The 22785-nt window shown below is 62.1% G+C and carries 22 protein-coding genes; 7 read left to right on the top strand and 15 right to left on the bottom strand.

The window, feature by feature from the left end; genetic code table 11:
* Nucleotides 1–233: 233 nt before the first annotated feature.
* The 3 genes from cgtA to rplU form a co-directional block, all read right to left on the bottom strand.
* Complete coding sequence (gene cgtA / locus Aeroheme_RS04105) at nt 234–1439, bottom strand: Obg family GTPase CgtA (RefSeq protein WP_005327243.1); 1206 nt, start codon at nt 1437–1439, stop codon at nt 234–236.
* A 188-nt stretch (nt 1440–1627) separates the two neighbouring features.
* Complete coding sequence (gene rpmA, locus Aeroheme_RS04100; RefSeq protein ID WP_005311678.1) at nt 1628–1885, bottom strand: 50S ribosomal protein L27; 258 nt, start codon at nt 1883–1885, stop codon at nt 1628–1630.
* A 17-nt stretch (nt 1886–1902) separates the two neighbouring features.
* A complete protein-coding gene (rplU, locus tag Aeroheme_RS04095; protein ID WP_005304210.1) occupies nt 1903–2214 on the bottom strand; it encodes a 50S ribosomal protein L21 in 312 nt (103 codons plus the stop codon).
* Nucleotides 2215–2456: 242 nt separating this feature from the next.
* Between rplU and ispB the strand changes: the two genes are divergently transcribed.
* Nucleotides 2457–3428: an octaprenyl diphosphate synthase gene (gene ispB, locus Aeroheme_RS04090; RefSeq protein ID WP_234568380.1), complete on the top strand. Its 972-nt coding sequence runs from the start codon at nt 2457–2459 to the stop codon at nt 3426–3428.
* 87 nt (nt 3429–3515) lie between these two features.
* Here the strand turns inward: ispB and Aeroheme_RS04085 are convergent, their stop codons facing one another.
* The 10 genes from Aeroheme_RS04085 to Aeroheme_RS04040 all read right to left on the bottom strand — a co-directional run bounded on the left by Aeroheme_RS04085 (nt 3516) and on the right by Aeroheme_RS04040 (nt 14216).
* Nucleotides 3516–3704 (bottom strand): DUF2065 domain-containing protein, encoded by a 189-nt coding sequence (locus Aeroheme_RS04085; protein ID WP_411166731.1) that lies wholly within the window; start codon nt 3702–3704, stop codon nt 3516–3518.
* An 85-nt stretch (nt 3705–3789) separates the two neighbouring features.
* Nucleotides 3790–4674 carry a protease modulator HflC gene (gene hflC, locus Aeroheme_RS04080; protein WP_106885927.1) on the bottom strand — a complete coding sequence of 295 codons (885 nt, stop codon included), beginning with the start codon at nt 4672–4674 and terminating at the stop codon, nt 3790–3792.
* Nucleotides 4675–4677: 3 nt separating this feature from the next.
* Nucleotides 4678–5826, bottom strand: a complete 1149-nt coding sequence (gene hflK / locus Aeroheme_RS04075) for an FtsH protease activity modulator HflK (RefSeq protein ID WP_411166730.1) — start codon at nt 5824–5826, stop codon at nt 4678–4680.
* Nucleotides 5827–5908: 82 nt separating this feature from the next.
* Nucleotides 5909–7195, bottom strand: coding sequence for a ribosome rescue GTPase HflX (hflX, locus tag Aeroheme_RS04070; RefSeq protein ID WP_139435032.1), 1287 nt, complete (start codon nt 7193–7195; stop codon nt 5909–5911).
* A 63-nt stretch (nt 7196–7258) separates the two neighbouring features.
* A complete protein-coding gene (hfq, locus tag Aeroheme_RS04065; RefSeq protein WP_011704864.1) occupies nt 7259–7522 on the bottom strand; it encodes an RNA chaperone Hfq in 264 nt (87 codons plus the stop codon).
* Between the two features lie 72 nt (nt 7523–7594).
* Nucleotides 7595–8527 carry a tRNA (adenosine(37)-N6)-dimethylallyltransferase MiaA gene (gene miaA, locus Aeroheme_RS04060; RefSeq protein WP_290030273.1) on the bottom strand — a complete coding sequence of 311 codons (933 nt, stop codon included), beginning with the start codon at nt 8525–8527 and terminating at the stop codon, nt 7595–7597.
* Nucleotides 8528–8608: 81 nt separating this feature from the next.
* A complete protein-coding gene (mutL, locus tag Aeroheme_RS04055; RefSeq protein ID WP_411166729.1) occupies nt 8609–10480 on the bottom strand; it encodes a DNA mismatch repair endonuclease MutL in 1872 nt (623 codons plus the stop codon).
* Nucleotides 10481–10699: 219 nt separating this feature from the next.
* Nucleotides 10700–12232 (bottom strand): N-acetylmuramoyl-L-alanine amidase, encoded by a 1533-nt coding sequence (locus tag Aeroheme_RS04050; protein WP_411166728.1) that lies wholly within the window; start codon nt 12230–12232, stop codon nt 10700–10702.
* The gene (gene tsaE, locus Aeroheme_RS04045) at nt 12223–12696 is read right to left on the bottom strand and encodes a tRNA (adenosine(37)-N6)-threonylcarbamoyltransferase complex ATPase subunit type 1 TsaE (RefSeq protein ID WP_041206351.1); all 474 of its coding nucleotides are present in this window, start codon (nt 12694–12696) and stop codon (nt 12223–12225) included. The genes Aeroheme_RS04050 and tsaE overlap by 10 nt, the downstream gene beginning before the upstream one ends.
* A 17-nt stretch (nt 12697–12713) precedes the next feature.
* Complete coding sequence (locus Aeroheme_RS04040) at nt 12714–14216, bottom strand: NAD(P)H-hydrate dehydratase (RefSeq protein ID WP_411166727.1); 1503 nt, start codon at nt 14214–14216, stop codon at nt 12714–12716.
* 132 nt (nt 14217–14348) lie between these two features.
* Between Aeroheme_RS04040 and queG the strand changes: the two genes are divergently transcribed.
* Both queG and ppgK read left to right on the top strand, forming a co-directional pair.
* The gene (gene queG, locus Aeroheme_RS04035; protein ID WP_411166726.1) at nt 14349–15503 is read left to right on the top strand and encodes a tRNA epoxyqueuosine(34) reductase QueG; all 1155 of its coding nucleotides are present in this window, start codon (nt 14349–14351) and stop codon (nt 15501–15503) included.
* Between the two features lie 83 nt (nt 15504–15586).
* Nucleotides 15587–16330: a polyphosphate--glucose phosphotransferase gene (gene ppgK / locus Aeroheme_RS04030; protein WP_411166725.1), complete on the top strand. Its 744-nt coding sequence runs from the start codon at nt 15587–15589 to the stop codon at nt 16328–16330.
* 53 nt (nt 16331–16383) lie between these two features.
* On the opposite strand, the gene Aeroheme_RS04025 is transcribed toward ppgK, so the two are convergent.
* Nucleotides 16384–16839 (bottom strand): hypothetical protein, encoded by a 456-nt coding sequence (locus Aeroheme_RS04025; RefSeq protein WP_411166724.1) that lies wholly within the window; start codon nt 16837–16839, stop codon nt 16384–16386.
* Between the two features lie 482 nt (nt 16840–17321).
* On the opposite strand from Aeroheme_RS04025, the gene metN reads away from it, so the two are divergent.
* The 4 genes from metN (at nt 17322) to rfaH (ending at nt 20503) form a co-directional block, all read left to right on the top strand.
* Nucleotides 17322–18365, top strand: a complete 1044-nt coding sequence (gene metN / locus Aeroheme_RS04020) for a methionine ABC transporter ATP-binding protein MetN (RefSeq protein WP_411166723.1) — start codon at nt 17322–17324, stop codon at nt 18363–18365.
* A gap of 58 nt (nt 18366–18423) precedes the next feature.
* Nucleotides 18424–19077, top strand: a complete 654-nt coding sequence (locus tag Aeroheme_RS04015; protein ID WP_005327310.1) for a methionine ABC transporter permease — start codon at nt 18424–18426, stop codon at nt 19075–19077.
* A gap of 26 nt (nt 19078–19103) precedes the next feature.
* Nucleotides 19104–19904 carry a methionine ABC transporter substrate-binding lipoprotein MetQ gene (metQ, locus tag Aeroheme_RS04010; RefSeq protein WP_106885916.1) on the top strand — a complete coding sequence of 267 codons (801 nt, stop codon included), beginning with the start codon at nt 19104–19106 and terminating at the stop codon, nt 19902–19904.
* A gap of 98 nt (nt 19905–20002) precedes the next feature.
* On the top strand, nt 20003–20503 hold the full coding sequence (gene rfaH / locus Aeroheme_RS04005; RefSeq protein WP_106885915.1) for a transcription/translation regulatory transformer protein RfaH: 501 nt from the start codon (nt 20003–20005) through the stop codon (nt 20501–20503).
* Between the two features lie 293 nt (nt 20504–20796).
* On the opposite strand, the gene Aeroheme_RS04000 is transcribed toward rfaH, so the two are convergent.
* On the bottom strand, nt 20797–22773 hold the full coding sequence (locus Aeroheme_RS04000; RefSeq protein ID WP_411166722.1) for a methyl-accepting chemotaxis protein: 1977 nt from the start codon (nt 22771–22773) through the stop codon (nt 20797–20799).
* Between the last annotated feature and the right edge of the window lie 12 nt (nt 22774–22785).

Here is a 22785-nt window from a genome sequence, read left to right as displayed (position 1 = left end):
TTTTATCAGGCGAACCATCCATAAGAACAAACCAAAACAGTCATGCATATCAATTCAGTTTGACAGGTTAGCATAATGTTTCAAATTGGTTACGTTCAGGGGCGCAGTATAATCAGTTGCGGTTGGCAGGCAATAAGTGGCATGAGAAATATATCTATATGGTGATCCCGTCGATCCTCCCATAAAAAAAACCGGAGCCTGTCGGGGCTCCGGTCTTGTCACGAGAGAGTGTCTCAGTCGCGTACGTAGATCACTTCGACGCCGTCGTCGTCTTCGTCATCCCAGTCGTCGTCCTCGTCCAGCGCCTCATCGAAGGCCTTGGAGGCCGCCAGGGCTTCCGCCTCGGCCTGGGCCAGCTGGTTCTTGTGGTAGTCGTCCCACTTGAACTCCACCTTCTCGATGGCGGCCTTGGCATCGGCTTCCAGCTGACGGGGCATGGTGTCCAGCAGATCCAGGATGTCGTAGCAGACCTTCTTGGTGCCTTCCTTGCTGATGGCGGTGATCTGGTAGACAGGGCCTTCGTAGGCCAGCGCGGCCTTGACTCTGTCCATCACTTCCTGGGCTTCTTCTTCCAGGATCAGATCCATCTTGTTGAACACCAGCCAGCGCGGTTTGCCTGCCAGCTCGGGGCTGTACTTCTCCAGCTCCCGGACTATGGTCACGGCATTCTCAGCCGGATCGGAACCGTCAACCGGGCAGATATCCACCAGGTGGATCAGCACGCGGCAACGCTCTAGGTGCTTGAGGAAGCGGATACCGAGGCCGGCGCCTTCGGCGGCACCTTCGATCAGACCCGGGATATCGGCTATCACGAAGGAGCGGGAGTTCTCCCCACGCACCACACCCAGATTCGGCACCAGGGTAGTGAAGGGATAGTCGGCCACTTTCGGGCGGGCGGCAGAGACGGCGCGAATGAAGGTGGACTTGCCCGCGTTGGGCAGACCCAGCATGCCGACGTCCGCCAACAGCAGCAGCTCCAGCTTCAGGGTGCGAACTTCCCCCGGGGTGCCGTTGCTCTTCTGATAGGGGGCGCGGTTGACCGAGCTCTTAAAACGGGTGTTGCCAAGGCCGTGGAAACCGCCCTTGGCGACCAGCAGCTTCTGGCCGTGGGTGGTCAGATCCCCCAGCAGTTCACCGGTATCTTCATCGCTGGCTCGGGTACCGACCGGGACGCGCAGGGTGCGATCCTTGCCGCGACGACCGGTACAGTTGGCGCTCTGGCCGTTCTCGCCACGCTCGGCGGCATGGAAACGTTCGAAACGGTAGTCGATCAGGGTGTTCAGGTTCTCGTCGGCGATCAGATAGACATCGCCGCCGTCACCACCATCACCGCCGTCCGGACCACCGTTCGGGATGTACTTTTCACGGCGAAAGCTCACACAACCGTTACCACCGTCACCGGCATCGACTCGAATCTGGACTTCATCAACAAACTTCATAGGTAACCGTCACCTTAATTCGAAAAACCGATACGCAATTATAGTGGTACAGGCCCCTTGGGGCGAGACGCAACTGGCCGATGAGGCCCGTCTGCGCCGGCTCATCCGCGTGCCGTTTTTTCGTCAAACTCATCAGAAAAACAAAAGCCCCGCCTGTTGGCGGGGCTTCGGATCCTTGCGGTCCGTAATTACTCAGCAACGATGCTGACGTACTTACGATTCAGCGGACCTTTAACTTCGAACAGGATCTTGCCAGTCGCTTTCGCGTACAGGGTGTGATCCGTGCCCAGGCCAACGTTGGTGCCAGCGTGGAATTTGGTACCACGTTGACGAACGATGATGCTGCCTGCCAGAACTGTTTCGCCGCCGAAACGCTTAACGCCAAGGCGTTTAGCTTCAGAATCGCGACCGTTGCGGGATGAACCGCCAGCTTTTTTATGTGCCATTTATCGGACTCCTCTAATTAAGCGCTGATGCCAGTGATTTTGACTTCAGTGAACCACTGACGGTGGCCCGCTTGCTTACGATGGTGCTTACGACGACGGAACTTGACGATAGTCACTTTCTCGCCACGGCCGTGAGCCACAACTTCAGCTACAACCTTGCCACCTTCAACGAAAGGAGCACCTACTTTAAAAGTGTCGCCTGCAGCAACCATCAGAACTTCGTTGAAGTCGATGGTAGCGCCAGTCTCAACGTTCAGCTTTTCCAGACGAACGATTTGACCTTCGGCCACACGGTGTTGTTTTCCGCCGCTTTGGAATACCGCGTACATTTGATTAACTCCGTAAAGGCGTGTCTTTTGCTCAAGGCCAGACACGCGCAAAAACCTATAACAATGGGCGGGCATTCTACGCAGAACGATTTGCCTAGGCAAGGCCAATTTAGCAAAAAGTTTATTTTGTGCGCATATCTGCCGCCGTGAATAAACGCTTAACTGTAACCCATTGTGAAATCGTGTAGAATCCCCGCCATTGCTAAAAACGCAGTAATTGCTGCCGTCACGTTACGAGACTTATGGACCAACAGACTATCCGTGCGCTCTGTGCCGCCGACATGACGGCGGTCAATGAACTGATCCTGGCCAGACTCCAGTCCGATGTCAGCCTGATCAACCAACTGGGTTTCTACATTGTCAGTGCAGGCGGAAAACGGATGCGCCCCATGCTGACGGTAATGGCCGCCCGCGCACTGGGGTACCAAGGTCAGGACCATCTCAAGCTCGCCGCCATCATCGAATTCATTCATACCTCTACCCTGCTGCACGACGACGTGGTCGATGAATCCGACCTGCGCCGCGGCCGGGAGACCGCCAATGCGCTGTTCGGCAACGCCGCCAGCGTGCTGGTCGGTGACTACCTCTACAGCCGCTCCTTCCAGATGATGAGCGAGCTCTCCAACTTGCGGGTGATGGAGATCCTGTCGGATGCCACCAACACCATAGCCGAGGGGGAAGTGCTGCAGTTGATGAACTGCAACGATCCGGACACCACGGAAGAGAGCTACATGACGGTCATCTACTGCAAGACCGCCAAGCTGTTTGAAGCCGCCACCCGCCTCGCCGCCGTGCTGACCCATCAGCCCGAGCCCGTCGAGCAGGCCATGACCGACTACGGCAAGTACCTGGGTACCGCCTTCCAGATCATCGACGACGTCATGGATTACTGTTCCCAGAGCGATGAGATGGGCAAGAACGTCGGTGACGACCTGGCCGAAGGCAAGCCCACCCTACCGCTGCTGCGCGCCATGGCCGTGGGCACCCCGGAAGAGCGTCAGCTCATCCGCGACGCCATCGAGCACCGCAACGGCATGGAGCATCTCGACCGCATCCTGGCCATCCTGGATCGCACCGGTGCCCTGGAGTACTCCCGCGAGCGGGCCCGGGAAGAGGCCGACAAGGCCATTGCCGCCCTCGCCATCCTGCCGGACTCCCAGCACAGGCAGGCGCTGGAGACCCTGGCCCAGATGGCGGTACAGCGCAGCGCCTGAGCCTATGTGTCAGCATCCATAAAAAAAGAGGCCATAGGCCTCTTTTTTTATGGTCTGCGTTTTGCTCTCAGGCGCTGTATTGACTGCTCAATGGGCCAGCGCCCAGAGGATGACGGCCCCCGCCACCACCAGACAACCGCCGATGCGACGCAGCTGCTCCGGCGGCTGATCGCTCATCAGTCTCAGCATCTGTTGCCAGGCCCTAGGCGCCAGCAAGGGGCCCAGCCCCTCGAACAGCAGCAATAGCCCCACTCCCATCAAGATGGCTGCCAGCATGACTCCTCCTACCCTCTGGGCCCTTGTCTCATCAAGCAAAAGGGCCTGAATCATCAGGCCCTTTGGGTTATGGCGCTATGCCTGCTTACTGCTTGTCACCGTGAGGCGACTTGAGGTAGCGGAAGAACTCGCTGTCAGGCTTCAGGACCATGAGGTCGTTGCCGCCGGCGAAGCTCTTGCGATAGGCCTCCATGCTACGCACGAAGCTGAAGAACTCGGGGTCCTTCTTGTAGCTGTCGGCATAGATCTTGGCGGCTTCGGCATCCCCTTCACCACGCAGCTGACGCGCATTACTCTCGGCGTCGGCGATCATGACGGTGACCTTGCGGTCGATGTCGGCACGCAGGATCTCGGCCTGCTCGCGGCCCTGGGAGCGGTGCTCACGGGCTACCGCAGTCCGCTCGGCACGCATCCGCTGATAGATGGAGCTGGAGACTTCCACCGGCAGGTTGATCTGCTTGATGCGCACATCCACCACCTTGATGCCGAGCTCGGAGGAGCGCGCCATCTTCATCAGGGCATCTTCCATCACGGTACTGCGCTCACCGGAGACTATGTCCTTGATGGTGCGGTTACCGATCTCGGAACGCAGACCGTTGTTGATCTTGCGCTTGAGCAGGTCTTCGGCCTGGATCTTGTTGCCACCACCTGTTGCCAGGTAGTACTTGGAGAAGTCCTCGATCTTCCACTTCACGTAGGAGTCGATGATGAGGTCTTTCTTCTCTGAGGTGACGAAGCGATCCGCCTGGCCTTCCAGAGTCTGGATGCGGGCATCCATCTTGCGAACCTGGTCGATGAGCGGCACCTTGAAGTGCAGGCCCGGCTCATAGAGGCGGGGCTCACCGGAGTCAACCCGCTTCACCTTGCCAAACTGCACCACTATGCCCTTCTGACCTTCATCGACGATGAAGACGGAAGAGAAGCAGACCATGGCGGCCACAGCGATGACACCAATAGCTATTTTCTTCATCTATTAGTTTCTCCCTGTGCTGAAACGATCACCGCCACGCAGCGGGGTCGGAGTGGAATTGGCCCCTTCGTTGGACGGCTGGGCCGGCTCCACCGCAGGTGTGCCCGCCGGACCCGCCGGTTGCACGGCATTTGCCTTGCCGGAGAGCTTGTCGAGCGGCAGGTAGATCATGCTGTTGTTGCCAGCAGGCATGTCGACCAGCACCTTGTTGGCTTGCTGATAGAGCTCTTCCATGGTTTCCAGGTAGATACGCTCACGAGTCAACTCGGGGGCGGACTGGTACTGGGGCAGCAGCTCGTTGAAGCGCGCGACTTCACCCTTGGCCTTCAGCACGATCTGGGACTTGTAGCCTTCGGCTTCCTGTTCCAGACGCTTGACCTGACCACGGGCCTTGGGCTCGACTTCACGGGCATAGGCTTCCGCTTCACGGATGAAGCGCTGTTCATCTTCCTGGGCGGAGATGGCGTCATCGAAGGCGTCTTTCACCTCTTCCGGCGGACGCGCCGGCAGGAAGTTGACGTCGACGATCTGCAGACCCATCTGGTAGGGCTCTATGATGCCATCGATCACCTGCCAGGTCTCCTGACGGACTTTTTCCCGACCCGTGGTCAGGACATCATCCATCTTGGTGTGACCCACCACGTAGCGCAGGGCGCTGTCGGTGGCCTGGCTCAGACTCTCGTCTGCATTGGTGACGCTGAACAGATACTGCTCGGGATCGACCACGCGGTACTGCACGTCCATCTCGACCCGGACCACGTTCTCGTCCTGGGTCAGCATGAAGCCGGAGGCAGGCAGGGAGCGCACCGATTCCACATCCACCGGGATCACCCGATCGATGAAGGTCGGCTTCCAGCGCAGACCCGGATCCACGTTATGGGAGTACTCCCCAAAACGCAGCACCACGCCCCGCTCGGCTTCGCGAATGGTGTAGAAGCCGCTGACGACCCACACCACCACGGCCACCACCAAGGCGATGGAGAGGCCAAACTTGCCCACATCACCACCCGATTTGCCACCACCGAACAGGCCACCGAAACGACGGCTCACCTTGCGCAGCATCTCATCCAGATCAGGGGGTCCCTGATTCTTGCCGTTGTTCCCCCAAGGGTCACGGTCTTTGCCGTTGTTACCAGGCTCATTCCAAGCCATCAGCGTCTCCATTAATACATGCGGATGGATATCATCTCTACCGGGCCATCAACCCTTGACGAAGTCTGTCTTCATCGCCGGATCAATGCCTGATAAAGCGTTGTAAACTCTCACCTTCTTGTTTCATGAGGCGGTTCCAGTCGGCAAGCTGCAAGCGTACCTCCAGGACAAAATCCCCCTCCTCGCTGAAACCTTCCTGCTCGATGCCTTTCAGCCGATAGAGCGCACTGCGCAATCTCGCGGCCGAGGGCGGCAACTGCAGGGTGTGATGGACCATGGATCCGGCCAGCAGTTCGGTCAGGGCCTGGAACAGGTATTCACTGCCTTCACCAGTCTGGGCCGACAGCCAGACCCGCTGCGGGCGCCCTTCGTCATCCCGCTCCAGACCGGCCGGACGATCGGTCAGCTTGTCGATCTTGTTGCAGATCATCAGCTGGGGACGGTCGTCCGCCTCGATCTCGGCCAAAACGGTCTGCACCGAATCGACATTCTCCTGCATCTGCTCATCGGCACAGTCCACGACGTGCAGCAGCAGGTCCGCTTCGCGGGTCTCCTGCAGCGTCGCCTTGAAGGCCGCGACCAGATCATGGGGCAAGTGCCGAATAAATCCAACTGTATCCGCCAGGATCACATCACCCACATCCTGGATCACCAATTTACGCAGCGTGGGATCCAGAGTTGCGAACAATTGGTCGGCAGCATACACGCTGGCATCTGTAAGTTGGTTGAACAAAGTGGACTTTCCGGCGTTGGTGTAGCCCACCAGCGACACGGTCGGCACCTCGTTGCGGTTACGGGCGCGACGGCCCTGCTCCCGCTGCTTCGCCACCTTGTCGAGCCGACGCAAAATCGCCTTGATGCGCTCTCGCAGCAGGCGTCGGTCGGTTTCAAGCTGGGTTTCACCCGGGCCGCGCAGACCTATGCCGCCCTTCTGACGCTCGAGGTGGGTCCAGCCTCGCACCAGGCGAGTAGAAAGATGTCGCAATTGGGCCAGTTCGACCTGCAACTTGCCTTCGTGGGTACGGGCGCGCTGGGCGAAGATATCGAGGATGAGGCCTGTCCTGTCCACCACACGGCACTGGAACAGACGCTCCAGGTTGCGTTCCTGGGCAGGAGTCAGGGCATGGTTGAAGATGACCACGTCCGCACCCAGCATCTGGACCTGGGACGCGATCTCTTCCGCCTTGCCGCTGCCGACAAAATATTTGGCACTGGGCGCGCTGCGACTGGTGGTGATCACCCCCAGCGCATTGACCCCGGCCGAGCTCACCAGCATCTTGAGCTCGTCCAGATCCTCCCGCTCACCCTCATCGCTGAAGTTGACATGTACCAGAACGGCCTGTTCACCAGCTTCGTAACGGTCAAACAAGCGCTTGCTCCTTGACAGGTATCATGATGATTCTGAGTTGGCGAGTGGGCTCGCCGCGGGATATCACGCCTCGGCTTCACCCTGCTCTTCACCGGCGGCGCCCGGGGCGTGCTGGTGATGGTTGACGGCACGGGCCGGCACCACGGTGGAAATGGCGTGCTTGTAGACCATCTGGCTCACGGTGTTCTTCAGCAAAATGACAAACTGGTCAAACGATTCGATCTGACCCTGCAGTTTGATGCCGTTCACCAAATAGATAGAAACAGGAATCCGCTCACGGCGCAGCGCATTCAAAAACGGGTCTTGGAGAGATTGCCCCTTAGCCATCTTTCTTTTCCTTATAGTTTGTTGTTTTTAAACACCGGATATCAATATAACAACCTGATTATACAGGGAGTGTCAAGCCGCACCAGCTCGGGCGACCACCCTGGCCACATTGCCAGACTCACCAGATTCCAACCAGGTCAGGTCGGGCCAGCCACGCAACCAGGTCATCTGGCGCTTGGCCAGCTGACGGGTGGCCACGATGCCACGATAACGCATCTCATCATATCCCACTTCCCCTGCCAGGTAGTCCCACATTTGGCGGTAGCCAACGCAACGAATAGCTGGCAGATCCGGGTGAAGATCACCCCTCTCATAGAGCGCCCTGACCTCCTGTTCGAACTCCCCCTGCAGCATCTTGTCGAAACGCAGCTCGATACGCTGATGCAGCACGGCGCGATCGGAGGGGGCAATGGCAAACTGGTGCACCCGGTAGGGCAAGCCTTCCCCCTGCACCTGGGTCAGCTCGGTGAGGGTCTTGCCGCTGATGCGATAAACCTCGAGCGCCCGGCTGAGCCGCTGAGGGTCGTTGGGGTGGATGCGGGCACCGGCCACAGGATCGATGCGCACCAGCTCATCGTGCAGGGCTTGCCAGCCGAGGCGAGCGGCCTCTGCCTCAATCTCGGCGCGAATGGCCGGATTGGCGGAGGGCAGCGGAGAGAGCCCCTCCAGCAGCGCCTTGAAGTAGAGCATGGTGCCCCCCACCAGCAGCGGGATGCGGCCGCGGTCGGCGATCTCTTTCATCTCGCGCAGGGCATCGCGGCAGAAATCCGCCGCCGAATAGCTCATGGCCGGATCCAGGATGTCGATCAGGCGATGCGGGGCCTGGGCCAGCTCGGCGGCAGTCGGCTTGGCGGTGCCAATGTCCATGCCGCGATAGATGAGCGCGGAGTCCACGCTGATGATGTCGCAGGGCAGGGCCTGACACAGAGCGATGGCGAGATCCGTCTTGCCGGAGGCCGTCGGCCCCATCAGAAAAATTGCAGTCGGCAAGTCAGCCACTTTCATGTTCCTCTGGCACGGTCGCCCCGTCGGGAGGCGTACCATGCAAATAGCGTTCAATGGATTGAAGAGGTCAGCCCCGGCGGTTCAATCGCCCCGTGCAAACCCCTCCAGCACGGCCGCCAACGACAGAGGGCGCACCATGCGAATGTCTGCCAGTTGGTCACCGTAATCGGTCACAAGTTCCGTCAGCAGCCGGCTGGCCGTTGAAAAATCATATATTTTCTCGGTGCTTATCCCCTGCTCCACCAGCCACTGGCATAGTACTTCAGCCTGCTGGTCGGCATCACTGTCAGATCCGCTCTCGATCAATTGCAGCAATTCGGGTAAGAGGCGTACCAGATCGGTCTGGCGCAGCAAGGCGGGCACCCGAGTCAGGATCATGGTGTCGCGCCCCCCGCTTTTCAACTCCAGCCCCATGCGTTTGAGCAAACGTTCCTGCTCCTCCGCCAGCGCAATCAGGTTCTTTGGCAGCTTGAAGGAGACCGGCAGCAGCAGGGGTTGCGCCGCCAGTCCCTGGCCCCAGGTCTCCAGCAGCCAGTGGCGCAGCAGCACCCGCTCGGCCCGCACCAGGGAGAGCAGCGCCAGTTGTCCCTCCCGCTCGATCAGCAGATAGGCCTGCTCCACCAGGGTCAGGGCGCGAGTCCCCTGGGGCGACGGACCGGCCGGGGTGACGGGAGCAGCCTGAGACGCCTCCCCCACCACCGGCAATGTGGTGAGCAGGGCGCCCATGCCGCGCATCGCCTCCCGGCTGGGGGGCTCGGGGGGCTGGTAGTTGCCCGCGCGGCCGGCACCTTCGCGCACGGCACCGCCATCCCGCGTCTGGGCGGGGGCTCTATAGCTGTGCTCGGCGCCATACCACTCGGGGCGTGGCGCCTGGCCGGGATACTCGATCTGCGGGCTGGTCGGCAGCTCGACCAGGCTCTCGGCCAGCGGCTCGTCCTGCTCGCTGGCTCCCGCCCCTTCCCGGCGCAGGGCGGTAAAGAGCGCCTGGAAGATAAAGTCGTGGATGAGCCGCGCCTGATGGAAACGCACCTCGTGCTTGGCGGGATGGACGTTCACATCCACCTGACGGGGATCCAGCTCTATGTAGAGCACATAGGCGGCGAAGCTGCCGGCAGGCAGCAGCTCGTCATAGGCCTGGCGGATGGCGTGGTTGATGAGTTTGTCGCGCATCATGCGGCCGTTCACATAGGTATATTGCAGATCGTTTTGCGGTCTGGCCCCCGCGGGCAGCGCCAGCCAGCCCCACAGACGCACGTCGCTGTGCTCGCTCTCCACCGCCAGCGCGTGGTGCATGAAGGGGGTGCCGCAGACGGCGGCGAGGCGGCGCTCCTGCTCAGGCACCGTATTGGCGGCCTTGTACTGGCGCACCACCTTGCCGTTGTGACGCAGGATCAGGGTGATGTCGAAGCGGGAGAGCGCGATGCGGCGCACCAGCTCGTCGATGTGGGCAAACTCTGTCTTCTCGCTGCGCATGAACTTGCGTCGCGCGGGCGTATTGAAGAAGAGATCCACCACCTCTACAGTGGTGCCCACCGGGTGGGCTGCCGGCTTGACGGTGACGCTCATCTCGCGTCCCTGCGCCTCGGCCTGCCAGGCTTCGGACTGCTCCGCAGTGCGGGAGGTGAAGGTGAGACGGGAGACAGAGCTGATGGAGGCGAGCGCCTCGCCGCGAAAGCCGAGGCTGTTGATCCCTTCCAGGTCATCCAGAGTCGCCACCTTGGAGGTCGCGTGCCGCGACAGCGCCAGCACCAGCTCGTCCCTGGCGACACCGCTGCCGTTGTCACGGATGCGGATCAGCTTGGCGCCCCCCTTGTCGATGTCGATCTCGACCCGGTCGGCCCCCGCATCCAGGCTGTTTTCCACCAGCTCCTTCACCACCGAGGAGGGCCGCTCCACCACCTCGCCGGCAGCAATCTGGTTGGCCAGGATAGGAGGCAATATACGGATCGGCATGGCTGACTCCTGCTTTTTAACCTTGGGGATCTAGGTTGGTGCTGAGCGAAGCCCAACATGGAAAAGATGAACACATCAACCTCACCCAGCCCTCCTCTTCATAAGGGGAGGGAGCACAAGACTCCCCCCCTTTGAAGGGGGAGGCTGGGAGGGGGTTAACCCAACGACAACCGTGTTTTCGATGGGCTATCCACCCGAACAATCACTAAAACAACCCATTTATTTCGGGATATAGAGCACCTGCCCTATCTGGATATCCCGTGACTTGAGCTTGTTGATCTCCACCAGCCGCGCCTGGCTCACGCCGTGCTTCTCGGCGAGGCGGGAGAGGCTCTGGCCGCGGGTGACCACGTGGCGGATCATCTGGGACTTGTCATCGCTCTGCACGCTTGCGACCGGCACGCTCGGCTCCTTGGCCGCCACCTTGTAGGGTTTGATCACCCCGGCACCGGAGGCGCTGCCGACGCTGCTGACCGGGGCGCCGCCATCACTGCTGCGGCTCGGCACTGTCGCCGGCATCCGGTTGGTCACCTGCTGCCGGGGCGCGGGGGCGACCGCCACCATTTTCGCCGCTGGCTGGCTGGCGCTGGCCACTCGCTGCCCCTTGCCCGTCATCATGGGGCCCTTGGTCGGGTGGCTGCGATAGTAGCTGCGGATCCCCTCGAAAATGGCCCGGGCCAGCTGATCCTGGTAGCTGGCAGTGGCCAGCAGCTTCTCTTCCGCATGGTTGGAGATGAAGCCGGTTTCCACCAGCACGGAGGGGATGTCCGGCGCCTTGAGCACCGCCAGGCTGGCGTGCTCCGGTGCCTTCTTATGCAGCCGGGCAACCCGTCCCATGGAGCGCAGTATCTGGCGACTCACCTCATAGCCCTCGGCCCTGGACTTGTCCATGGAGAGATCGAGGAAGGTCTGCGCCAGATAGGGATTGGGGTCGGATTCGGCCAATACCTTGCCGACGCCGCCCAGCAGTTCCCCCTGCTTCTCCTGCTTCTCCAGCCAGCTACCCATCTCGCGGTTGGCGCGATTGGTCGACAGCACCCAGACCGAGGCGCCGCGCGGCGTCGAGTTGTGGAAGCTGTCCGCATGCACGGACACCAGCAAATCCGCCTTGGCCTTGCGGGCGATTTCGGAGCGCTTGTTGAGGTCGACGAAGTAGTCACCACGACGGGTCATCACGGCACGCATGCCCGGCTCGCGGTCGATCAGCGCCGCCAGCTTCTGGGACACCGACAGGGTCACCCGTTTCTCGTAGGTGCGGCGCGGGCCTATGGAGCCGGGATCTTCCCCGCCATGGCCCGGATCGATGGCGATGACGATGGCCTTGCCCTGGCCGCCGACGGGAGCGGGCTGCGCCGTGGCGCCCCCTTTCTCTTCATAGGGCAGATCGATCACCAGGCGATGGCCATAGGGGCCGGCCGGTGCCAGCGGGAACACCACCGGCTTGATGGCGGAGCTGAGATCCAGCACCAGACGCATACTGCCCTTCTCAAGGGGCGTGCTCTCGCGGATCTTGCGCACCAGCTCGCTCTTGTTCTCGATGCGAGCCAGGTTGGCGGCGTTGCTCGCCCCCTTGAGATCGATCACCAGGCGACTCGGGCCGCTCAGGGTGAAGTAGTTGAAATTGGGGGCGCTGCTCATGTCGAGCACCACCCGGGTGTTATCCGGCGATGGCCAGACCCGCACACTCTTGAGCTGATTCGCCCAGGAGGGTAAGGCCATCAGGGAGAGGGCAATAACAAGGATCAAGCGCACTGAGATGACAACCGTTCCAGAATGGCTTCGCCAATAGCAGTGCGGGCCGCAATCAGGGCCTCGCGCTGCTCGTTCACATACGTCAGGGTAATCTCGAGATCGGGGGATGGCAGCCAGCCCTCCCCTTTCTCCGGCCACTCCACCAGACAGAGGGTGTCGGCGCCGAAATAGTCCCGAATGCCCATGAATTCCAGCTCTTCCGGATCCGCCAGTCGATAGAGATCGAAGTGATAGACCTGCCAGTCGGCCAGTTCATAGGGCTCCACCAGTGTATAGGTAGGACTCTTGACCTTGCCTTGATGGCCAAGCCCTTGCACCCAGCCGCGGGTCAGGGTGGTCTTGCCGGCCCCGAGGGCGCCGTGCAGAAATACGGTAGTGGCCTGCTGGCACGCCTGCGCCAGACGGCCACCCAGTGCCACAGTTGCTGCCTCGTCCGGCAGTGTCATCATCAAGGTTTTTGCCATGTTCTTCTTGTTACTTGTTACGGTGTCGGATTGACCAGACGGCGGATCCAGGGCAGCAGATCCGATGCCAACATGCCCCGCTCACCCTCGGCGGCGGCCAGATCGGCGGCCTCTGCGTGGATCACGGCCCCCAGTCGCGCGGCCATGCCGGCAGACCAGCCCTGGGCCAGGAGGGCGGCGATTATACCAGATAACAGATCCCCCATGCCGCCACTGGCCATGCCGGGATTGCCTTCATCGCAGAGGCTGATGCACTGGCCATCGCAGATGAGCGAGCCCGCCCCCTTGAGCAGCACCACGCCGCCGTATCGCTGCTGCAGCCGGGAAACGGCGGCGAAGCGATCCGCCTCGATCTCGGCGACGGCGCAGCCCAGCAGGCGGGCCGCCTCCCCGGGGTGGGGCGTGAGCACCCAATTATCCTGATGACGGGGTGCCTGCGCCAGCCAATTCAATCCATCGGCGTCCAATACCAAGGGCAGACTGGCACTGAGGTAGTGTTCGAACTGGGCCCTTCCCCACTCATCCTGACCGAGCCCGGGCCCCAGAACCCGCACCGTGGCCCACCCCTCGTAACTCCCGGCCGGGCATCCCATCAGCTCGGGCTGCACCAGGCTGGCGGGGGGAGAGTCCGGGTGCTGGCACAGTCGCACCAGACCCGCCCCCGCCCGCAGGCAGGCCTGCCCCGCCAGCAGTATGGCCCCCTGCATCCCCAGGTTGCCCCCCACCAGCAGCACCTTGCCGTGCTTGCCCTTGTGGGCCGAGCGGGAACGGGGAGTCAGCAGGTTCTTTATACGGGGATAATCCAGGCGCTCGGCGGCGGGCACCAGGTCGGCCTCAGGCACCACCCCGAGGGGATCCCAGTCGAGCTGGCCGACGCCGTCCACCCCGTCGGCGGTGAGCATGCCCTGCTTGATGCCGATGAAGCTGAGGGTGCGGGTAGCACGTACCAGGGCCCCCATGGCGCGGCCGGTGTCGGCATTGAGCCCGGAGGGGAGATCCACCGCCAGAACCGGAGCATTCAAGCCATTGATTGTTGCGACGATCTTTGTCATTGGCGAGGAGAGGGGGAGCTGGACACCGGTGCCGAGCAGTGCATCTATCACCAGATCCGGCGGAGGGAGCTGCGCCCCCTCGAGCGCATCGGCCATCATCACCTCTCCCCCCGCCGCCAGCCACTCGTCGGCGGCCCGCCTGGCGTCCCCTCTGAGCAGGCCTGGCGCCCGGGCGGCTATCACCAGGGGCTCGAGGCCGAGTCGGCGGGCGAGGCGGGCCAGCACATAGCCATCCCCCCCGTTGTTGCCCGGGCCGACGAAGATCCACCAGTGGTGACTCTGGGGCCAGTGATGGCGGGCATAGCTGCACAGGGCGGCGCCGGCCCGCTCCATCAGGGCGTAGAGGGCTTGCCCCTCACGCTCGGCCCAGCACTGCTCCATCTTGCGGATCTGTTCGGCCCGCCACAGGGGCTGTGCTAGACTGATGCCTTGTTTTTTGCCGATAGCGTCCTCGATAACCTGTACCATGATGGCTCCCCACCTTCATCATCCACTGGCCCGACTCCTGGCCTGGCATATGGCGTGCCATGACGGCGCACGGCCCTCGTCACCCTCAGTGCTGCGGGCGCCATGCCGCTGCCAGCAGGCAGGTGAGACACAATGACGGCCGCCGAACTCGCGCAACTGGCCCACGATATCAAGCTCTGGGCACGGGAGCTAGGATTTGACCAGGTCGGCATCACGGACACGGATCTCGCCCTCGAGGAGCCCAGATTGCAGGCCTGGCTGGATGCGGGTCATCACGGCACCATGGACTACATGGCGCGCCACGGCATGATGCGGGCCCGGCCCCAGGAGCTGCTGCCGGGCACCCTGCGGGTGCTGTCGGTGCGGATGAACTATCTCCCCTTCGAGGCGGGCTTTGCCGCCACGCTGAAGGACCCCACCCTGGGCTACATCAGCCGCTATGCCCTGGGGCGCGACTACCACAAGGTGCTGCGCAACCGGCTCAAGCAGCTGGGGGAGCGTATCGAGCAGCGCTGCCAGGCGCTGTTGCCATCCACGCAGGAAACCACGGGGGAGTGGCGCCCCTTCGTCGATTCGGCCCCCATACTGGAGCGCCCCCTGGCGGCCAAGGCTGGGCTGGGCTGGGTGGGCAAGCACTCGCTGCTGCTCAACGAGTCGGCCGGCTCCTTCTTCTTTCTCGGGGAGCTGCTGGTCAGCCTGCCGCTCCCCGTCGATGCCCCGGTGGAAAAAGAGCAGTGCGGCAAGTGCGTGGCCTGCATCAACATCTGCCCCACCGGCGCCATCATAGCCCCCTATGTAGTGGATGGGCGGCGCTGCATCTCCTATCTCACCATAGAGAACGACGGCCCCATCCCGGAAGAGTTCAGGCCGCTGATGGGCAACCGCATCTATGGCTGTGACGACTGCCAGCTCATCTGCCCCTGGAACCGTTATGCGGATGCGAGCCCAGAGCCCGACTTCAGCCCCCGCCCCAATCTGCACCGCCCACCCCTGCTCGACCTCTGGCAGTGGTCGGAGGCGGCATTTTTGAAGCACACCGAAGGCAGCCCCATTCGCCGCATCGGCTATCAACGCTGGCGCCGCAACCTGGCGGTGGCGCTTGGCAACGGCCCGGCCAGCAGCGATGCCATGGCGGCCCTGCAGCAGGCGCTTCCCGGCGCCGAGCCCATGGTGGCCGAACACATCGAATGGGCGCTGGCGACCCTGGCCGCGCGCCAGGAGAAAGAGAACAAGAAGACCCGTTTGCTGATCCGCTGCATCGAAAAAGGCCTGCCGGATCACGCATAAGTGATCTGGCCCTTGCCGGATGACAGCACTTTTTTCATGCTCTGCCGACCATTGACCATAGGCACAATAAAAGGAAGATTCGGATGCAGATGTTGGGAGTAGATATTGGCGGCTCCGGGATCAAGGGCTGCCTGGTGGACACCGAGACTGGCGAACTGATTGGCGAGCGCCACCGCATTGCCACGCCGCAACCGGCCACCCCGGCCGCCGTGGCGCACACCCTCAAGGCGCTGGTCGAGCATTTCCAGTGGAAGGGGCCCATAGGGTGCGGCTTCCCCGCCACCATCCACAACGGCATCGCCAAGAATGCCTCCAACATCGACAAGAGCTGGATCGAGACAGACGCCGCCCACCTGTTCGCCGACGTGACCGGCCTGCCCTGCCACGTGCTCAACGACGCCGATGCTGCCGGGCTGGCCGAGATGCGCTTCGGCACGGGCCGGGATCGCAAGGGGGTCATCATCCTCATCACCGTCGGCACCGGCATAGGCACTGCGGTGTTCGTCAACGGCCAGCTGCTGCCGAACACCGAGCTGGGTCATCTCATGCTGGAAGGCATGGTCGCCGAGCACTACTGCTCGGATGCGGTGCGCAAGCGCGAGGATCTCTCCTGGAACCGCTGGGGCAAGCGCTTCAACAAGTACCTGGCCCGCCTCGAGTTCCTCTTCTCCCCCGATCTCTTCATCCTGGGAGGCGGCAGCGCCGCCAAGCTCGACAAGTTCATCGACCGGATAGAGACCCGGGCCCCCCTGGTGGCGGCGGCCAACCTCAACCAGGCCGGCATCATAGGGGCCGCCCTCTACGGCGCGGCCCGGCAAGAGGGCTGAGCCTACCCCAGCAAAGGAGCAAGAGGCCCTGAGCGGGCCTCTGCCATGGCGCCCTAGAGGTCGTCGAGCCGATGGGCCCCGTGCACCAGCCGGGTCAACCTGGATTGCGCCATGGACGCCAGGGAGGCTAGCAGCGCGGCCGTGTCAGGCGTGGGGCACTCCCGGGCCAGGCGCCCCAGCTCGCCAACGAGTTTCTCCTCCTGCCGCGACACCAGGGTCACTATCTCGTCGGGCCGGGCACCGGCGGGCAGTGCCAGACGCTGGCAATCGGCCAGCAGATCCACGCCAAATCCCTGATCCAGCCAGGTCTCCTTGACCCCGCTCCCCATCTGCTCCCGATAGTCGTGCAGGTGGGCCGCCGCCGCGTCCTCCCGCCCTTGCAGATAGGCCAGCAACATCCGGCTGCGCTCCCCATCCACCTGGGGGATCAGGCGCCCGTAACTGCGCCCCTGCTGCTGATGCAGTTGCTCGAGGTAAAGCATCAGGTCCTTGATCTGTTGAAATCGCATCTTGGCTTCCTCCTGCCGTCCACCTCCTGCCAGTATAAAAAAACGCCGCTCCCTGCCCGGATAAAATAGGTCGTTTTTTGTTCTACATCAAAGGGATGGGAAAGAAAAAGGAGAAAACGAGGAGGAAGGAGCAAAGAGATTATTCCCTGTCATGCTGGCAACTGACCGCCAGCGCCCAGGGATAGGTCGTGACAAAACGGGGGAATCATCGAGTTAAGGAAGATTATCCAGGTTATATTCGGACGGATGATTTCAAATCAGAATCTAATATTGAAGCTGCCGATTTACCCCTCTTCCCTTAGTCAGGAAGCGGGAATCCTTATCCATTTTTTAGACGTCTAGACGTAGAAACATGCGTTGACACAGCCATCCGGACATCTTAGCATCATCCTCCATGATGGCAGAGCAACCCAGTGAAACCTCTGCCCAATTCACCCGCCTGTAGCGCCCTGTGCTTTAAGGCTGTTAGCACGGAAGAATCCATGATTAAGTTGATCGGTCTCAACAAAGTCTACGGTAAAGGCAGTGACGCCGTGCACGCCCTGCGTGACGTGAGCCTGCATGTGCCACAAGGCAAGATTTTCGGGGTGATCGGCGCCTCCGGTGCCGGCAAGAGCACCCTTATTCGTTGCGTCAACCTGCTGGAGCGCCCCACCCAGGGCCAGGTCATCGTCGATGGTCAGGAGCTCGTGGCCCTGAGCGAGCGGGATCTGACCCAGGCTCGCCGCCAGATCGGCATGATCTTCCAGCACTTCAACCTGCTGGCCTCCCGCACCGTGTTTGCCAACATCGCCTTCCCGCTGGAGCTGGCGGGCTGGAGCAAGGCGCAGATCCAGGCGAGGGTCGAGGAACTGCTCGCCCTGGTCGGGCTGGAGGCCCGTGCCCACGCCTATCCGTCCGAGCTCTCCGGCGGCCAGAAGCAGCGCGTCGCCATCGCCCGCGCCCTGGCACCAGCCCCCAAGGTATTGCTGTGTGACGAGGCCACCTCGGCCCTCGACCCCCAGACCACCCGATCCATCCTGAGCCTGCTCAAGGAGATCAACGTCAAGCTGGGGCTCACCATCTTGCTCATCACCCACGAGATGGACGTGGTGAAGGGGATCTGTGACGAAGTGGCCATCATCAGCGACGGTCGCCTGATCGAGCAGGGGGAAGTGGCCTGGTTCTTCAGCAACGCCAAGACCCAGCTGGCCCGTGACTTCATCCACTCCACCATCCACCTGGAAGTGCCCCAGGAGTATCAGGACAGGATGAGCCGCGAGCGGGTGGCCAACAGCTATCCCCTGGTGAAGCTCGGCTTCACCGGTGCCACCGTCGATTCGCCGCTCATCTCCGAGGTGAGCCGCCGTTTCAACATCGACATCAGCATACTGAGCGCAGACATCGAATACGCCGGTGGCGTCAAGTTCGGCTTCCTGCTGGCGGAGCTGTTCGGGGATGAGGCCCAGTGCGAGGCCACCCAGCAGTTCTTCATCGACAACCACATTCAGCTGGAGGTAATGGGCTATGTCCGAAGCAATGACTAATCTGCTGCGCCCAATCCTCGGCGACTCAGCCATCGTATCCAGCTGGAGGTAATGACTCATGTCCGAAGCCATGATTAATCTGCTCATCACAGCCCTCGGCGACACCCTGATCATGGTGTTTGCCTCCGCCCTGTTCGGCTGCCTGCTCGGCCTGCCGCTGGGCGTGGCACTGCACGTGACCAAGGCCGGCCAGATCCTGGCCAACCCGCTGCTGAACAAGATCCTCGGCATAGTAGTCAACGTCGGCCGCTCGGTGCCCTTCATCATACTGCTGGTTGCCATCATTCCGCTGACCCGGCTGATCGTCGGCACCAGCATAGGCACCATAGCCGCCATAGTGCCGCTGACCGTCGGTTGCATCCCCTTCATCGCCCGTCTGGTGGAAGGTGCCCTGATGGAAGTGCCGGACGGCCTGCTCGAAGCCGCCAAGGCCATGGGTGCCAAACCCTTGCAAATCATTGCCAAGGTGCTGCTGCCCGAGGCCCTGCCCGGGATCCTCAACAGCATCATCATCACCCTGGTCACGCTGGTGAACTACTCCGCCATGGCCGGTGCCATCGGTGGTGGTGGTCTCGGTGATGTGGGTATTCGCTACGGCTACCAGCGCTTTGACCCTACCGTCATGCTGGTCACCGTGGTCATTCTGGTGGTACTGGTTCAACTCATCCAGAGCGCGGGTGAGCGCCTGGTCAAACAATGTGATCATCGTTAATCGTCGATTTCTGACAGGAGGTTTTTATGAAATTGGGCATTAAATCCGCGGCAGCTGCGCTGCTGGCAACTCTGGTACTGGTCGGCTGCGGTCAGAAGGAAGAGAGCAAGACCCTGAAAGTCGGCGCCATCGCCGGCCCCGAGACCGAACTGATCGAGACTGCGGCCAAGGTGGCGAAGGAGAAATACGGCCTGACCGTCGAGGTCGTCACCTTCTCCGACTACGTCACCCCCAACGTGGCCCTGAACGACGGCAGCGTCGACGTCAACGCCTTCCAGCACAAACCCTACCTGGATGCCCAGATCCGTGATCGCGGCTTCAAGCTGGTGCCGGTTGGCAACACCTTCGTCTACCCGATCGCCGGTTACTCCAAGAAGATCAAAGCCCTGTCCGAGCTGAAAGACGGTGCCCAGATCGCGGTACCGAACGATCCGACCAACCTGGGTCGCTCCCTGATCCTGCTGGAGAAGCAGGGCCTGCTGAAGCTGAAGGAAGGCGCCGGTCTGGAAGCGACCGTGCTGGACATCGCCAGCAACCCGCGCAACTTCAAGATCGTCGAGCTGGAAGCCGCTCAGCTGCCCCGCTCCCTGGAAGATGTTGATCTCTCTATCATCAACAACACCTTCGCCGGTCAGATTGGCCTGACCCCGACCGAAAACGGCCTCTTCGTCGAAGACAAGGAGTCCCCCTACGTCAACCTGATCGTTGCCCGCGAGAACAACAAGGACGACGAGAAGGTCAAGGAGTTCGTCCAGGCCTTCCAGACCGACGAGGTCTACAAGAAGGGAACCGAGCTGTTCAAGGGCGGCCTGGTGAAAGGTTGGTAATCACTCACTCTGTAAAAAAGGCCACGCCAAGCGTGGCCTTTTTTTTTGCCCCCGTTATCATAGCCAGAAGCACGGCAACACGAAAAAACAGAACAACAATGAAGAAATGGTATCTGGCCTACTGCAAGCCCAAGGAAGAGGCCCGCGCCCGCGCCCATCTGGCGGCGCAAGGCGTCGAATCCTATTACCCCATGGTGGAAGTGGAGAAACTGCGGCGTGGCAAACGGGTCCCGCAGCGTGAACCCATGTTCCCCAACTACCTGTTCATCTACGTGGATCTGGAAGTGGTCACCCCGGTCACCCTGAAGTCCACCCGCGGCATCAGCCGCATCATTCACTTCGGCAAGGAGTGGAGCCCCGTCAGCAGCCAGCTGATCTACCGGCTGATGAGCCGGGACGACAGCGACGAGGCGCGCGCCAGCTACGCCTGCCTGCCGACGCAGGGGGACAAGGTATTGATCGAATCAGGCCCCCTGGCCGGGTTCGAGGCCATCTACCTGGAGCCGGATGGGGAGAAGCGGGCCATCCTGCTGGTCAGTCTGCTGAATCAGGAAACCAGCAGCAGCTTCGACAATCAGGCCTTCCGGCGTCTGGACTGAGTCGGCAGCGAGAAGCGCCCATACCCCTGCTGGTCAGCCTGCTCAATCAGGAAACCAGCAGCAGCTTCGACAATCAGGCCTTCCGGCGTCTGGACTAACCATCCAGCATCTGGTCTGAGTTGGCAGCGAGAAGCGCCCCATACCCCTGCTGGTCAGCCTGCTCAACCAGGAAACCAGCAGCAGCTTCGACAACCAGGCCTTCCGGCGTCTGGACTAACCATCCAGCGTCTGGTCTGAAAAAAAACGGGGCAGGCCCATAGGCCTGCCCCGCTTTTCTGTCATCCCTGCCTTGCTCAGGCATCCAGCTCGAAGCGACTGATGGCCGCGGTCAGCTGACCCGTCTCCCGGGTCAGTCTGGCGGCGATCAGCTCCCCCTGCTGACTGTGTTCGCTGGACTGATGGCTGAGCCCGGCGATCTCCTCCACAGTGCCCGCCACCTCCTGGGCCACCCTGGACTGCTGCTCGGTCGCGGTGGCGATGGCGGCGAGCTGGCCGCACAGATCCTGCACCAGCGCCGACATGGCCGCCAGGGTCTCGGTGGCCGAGGCCACGGCGCCCCTGCCCTGCTCCACCAGCAGGGTGCCGCTGCCCACGGTATCGGCCGTCTGCCGGGTCTGCTGCTGTATGCTGGCAATGGTCTGGTTGATCTCCGCCGTCGACTGGCTGGTACGGCTGGCCAGCTGGCGCACCTCGTCCGCCACCACGGCGAACCCCCGCCCCTGCTCCCCGGCGCGCGCTGCCTCTATGGCGGCATTGAGCGCCAGCAGATTGGTCTGCTCGGCTATGGTGGCGATCACCTCGGTGACGCGGCCCACCTGCTCGCTCTGGCTGCGAAGCAGCGTCATCGCCTGATTGGCCTGGGTGATCATGGCGGCAATCTGCGCCATGGTGACGCTCATGCGGGCGAGGGCCTGCTCCCCCTGCCTGGCCTGCTGCTCGGTCTGACGCGCCGCGCCGGCCGCATCGGCGATGTTGCCCGCCACGTCCCGGGTGCTGGCGGACATCTGCTCTATGGCGGCCGCGACCGTATCCAGCCGCTGATTCTGACTCGCCAGATCGTCCACTATGGCGTTGGTGGTCTGACCCACCTCGCGGCCGGCCCCTTCCACCTGCGCCACCGCACCCTGGATCTCCCCCACCAGCTGGCGCAGCTGGCTCGACATCCGGTTGATGGAGCCGGTCAATCCGCCCAGCTCGTCCTGGCGCAGCACCGGCAGGGGCTCCCTCGGCAGGCGGCCATCGGCGACCTGCCCGGCCCGGTTCACCAGGCTGGCGATGTCACGGGTCAGGCGGCGGCTGAACAGCAGGGCCACCAGGGTGCCGAGCAAGATGACGCTGGTGGTTGCCAGCAGCAGGGTACGGTGGATGGCCTGACTGGCACCGGCCAGCTTGCCGGCTATCTTGTCCACTTCTCCCCGGGTCTGGGTCACCTGGCTCGCCAGCTGACTGGCCAGCTGGGTCAACGCTGGTTCTATGTCGGTGGCCATCAGGTGGTTGGCCTGATCCCAGTCCGGCGCCTGCCGCCTGGCGATCACCTGCCCCACCAGCTCGGCAAAGGGAGCCGACATCTCCTCAAAGAGCGTCCACAACCCCTTCTGCGCCTCGGTGAAGTTGGCCTGCTGCTGTTTCAGCTCGGCCACCCGCTGCAGATGGAACTGGTAGTAGTCCTGGTACTTGTCGCGATACTCCTTGTCCCCCGAGATGAGGAAGTCCCGCAGGGCGGAGAGGGCATTTGCCAGCCCGTTGTAGGCATCCCCCACCTGCTTGAGCAGCAGGCGGCGATCGCCGGGCAGCGCCTCCTGGGGCGTCGCCACCTCTTCGTTGGCAATGGATTGCAGCTGATCGAGGGCCGCCTCCGCCAGGGGGCCAGCCTCCAGCAGCATCAGGGTGTGGGCCGGCAGGTTATCTTCGGTATGGGCCAGGGCCCACACCTTCTCCTGAGCTCCCTTGAAACTCTTGAGGGCGCGGCTCAGGGCGGGCGTGAATCCCTGCTGCTCTATGGCATGCCAGGCCTGCTCCCACTCCTGCTTGATGCGCGCACCTTGCGCGGGATCCTTGCCGAGGATGAGGTAGGCCCGCAGGGAGGAGACGGTGGCGATCAGGGCCTTCTGGCTCGCCTCGTCCCGTTGCAGGGCGGGCAGGGCCTGGCCCAGCAAGGCCTCCTGGGAGGCTTCAATCCGGCCGAGCTGATGGTAGACAAGGGCGGAGGAGAGAATGATGAGCAGGTTGATAAAACAGAAACTCAACAACAGCTTGCTTGATATTTTCATGACCATCCTTGT

Source organism: Aeromonas sp. DSM 116730 (assembly GCF_046581335.1).
Classification (GTDB): domain Bacteria; phylum Pseudomonadota; class Gammaproteobacteria; order Enterobacterales; family Aeromonadaceae; genus Aeromonas; species Aeromonas rivipollensis.
This window is presented reverse-complemented; position numbering and strand designations above follow the sequence as displayed.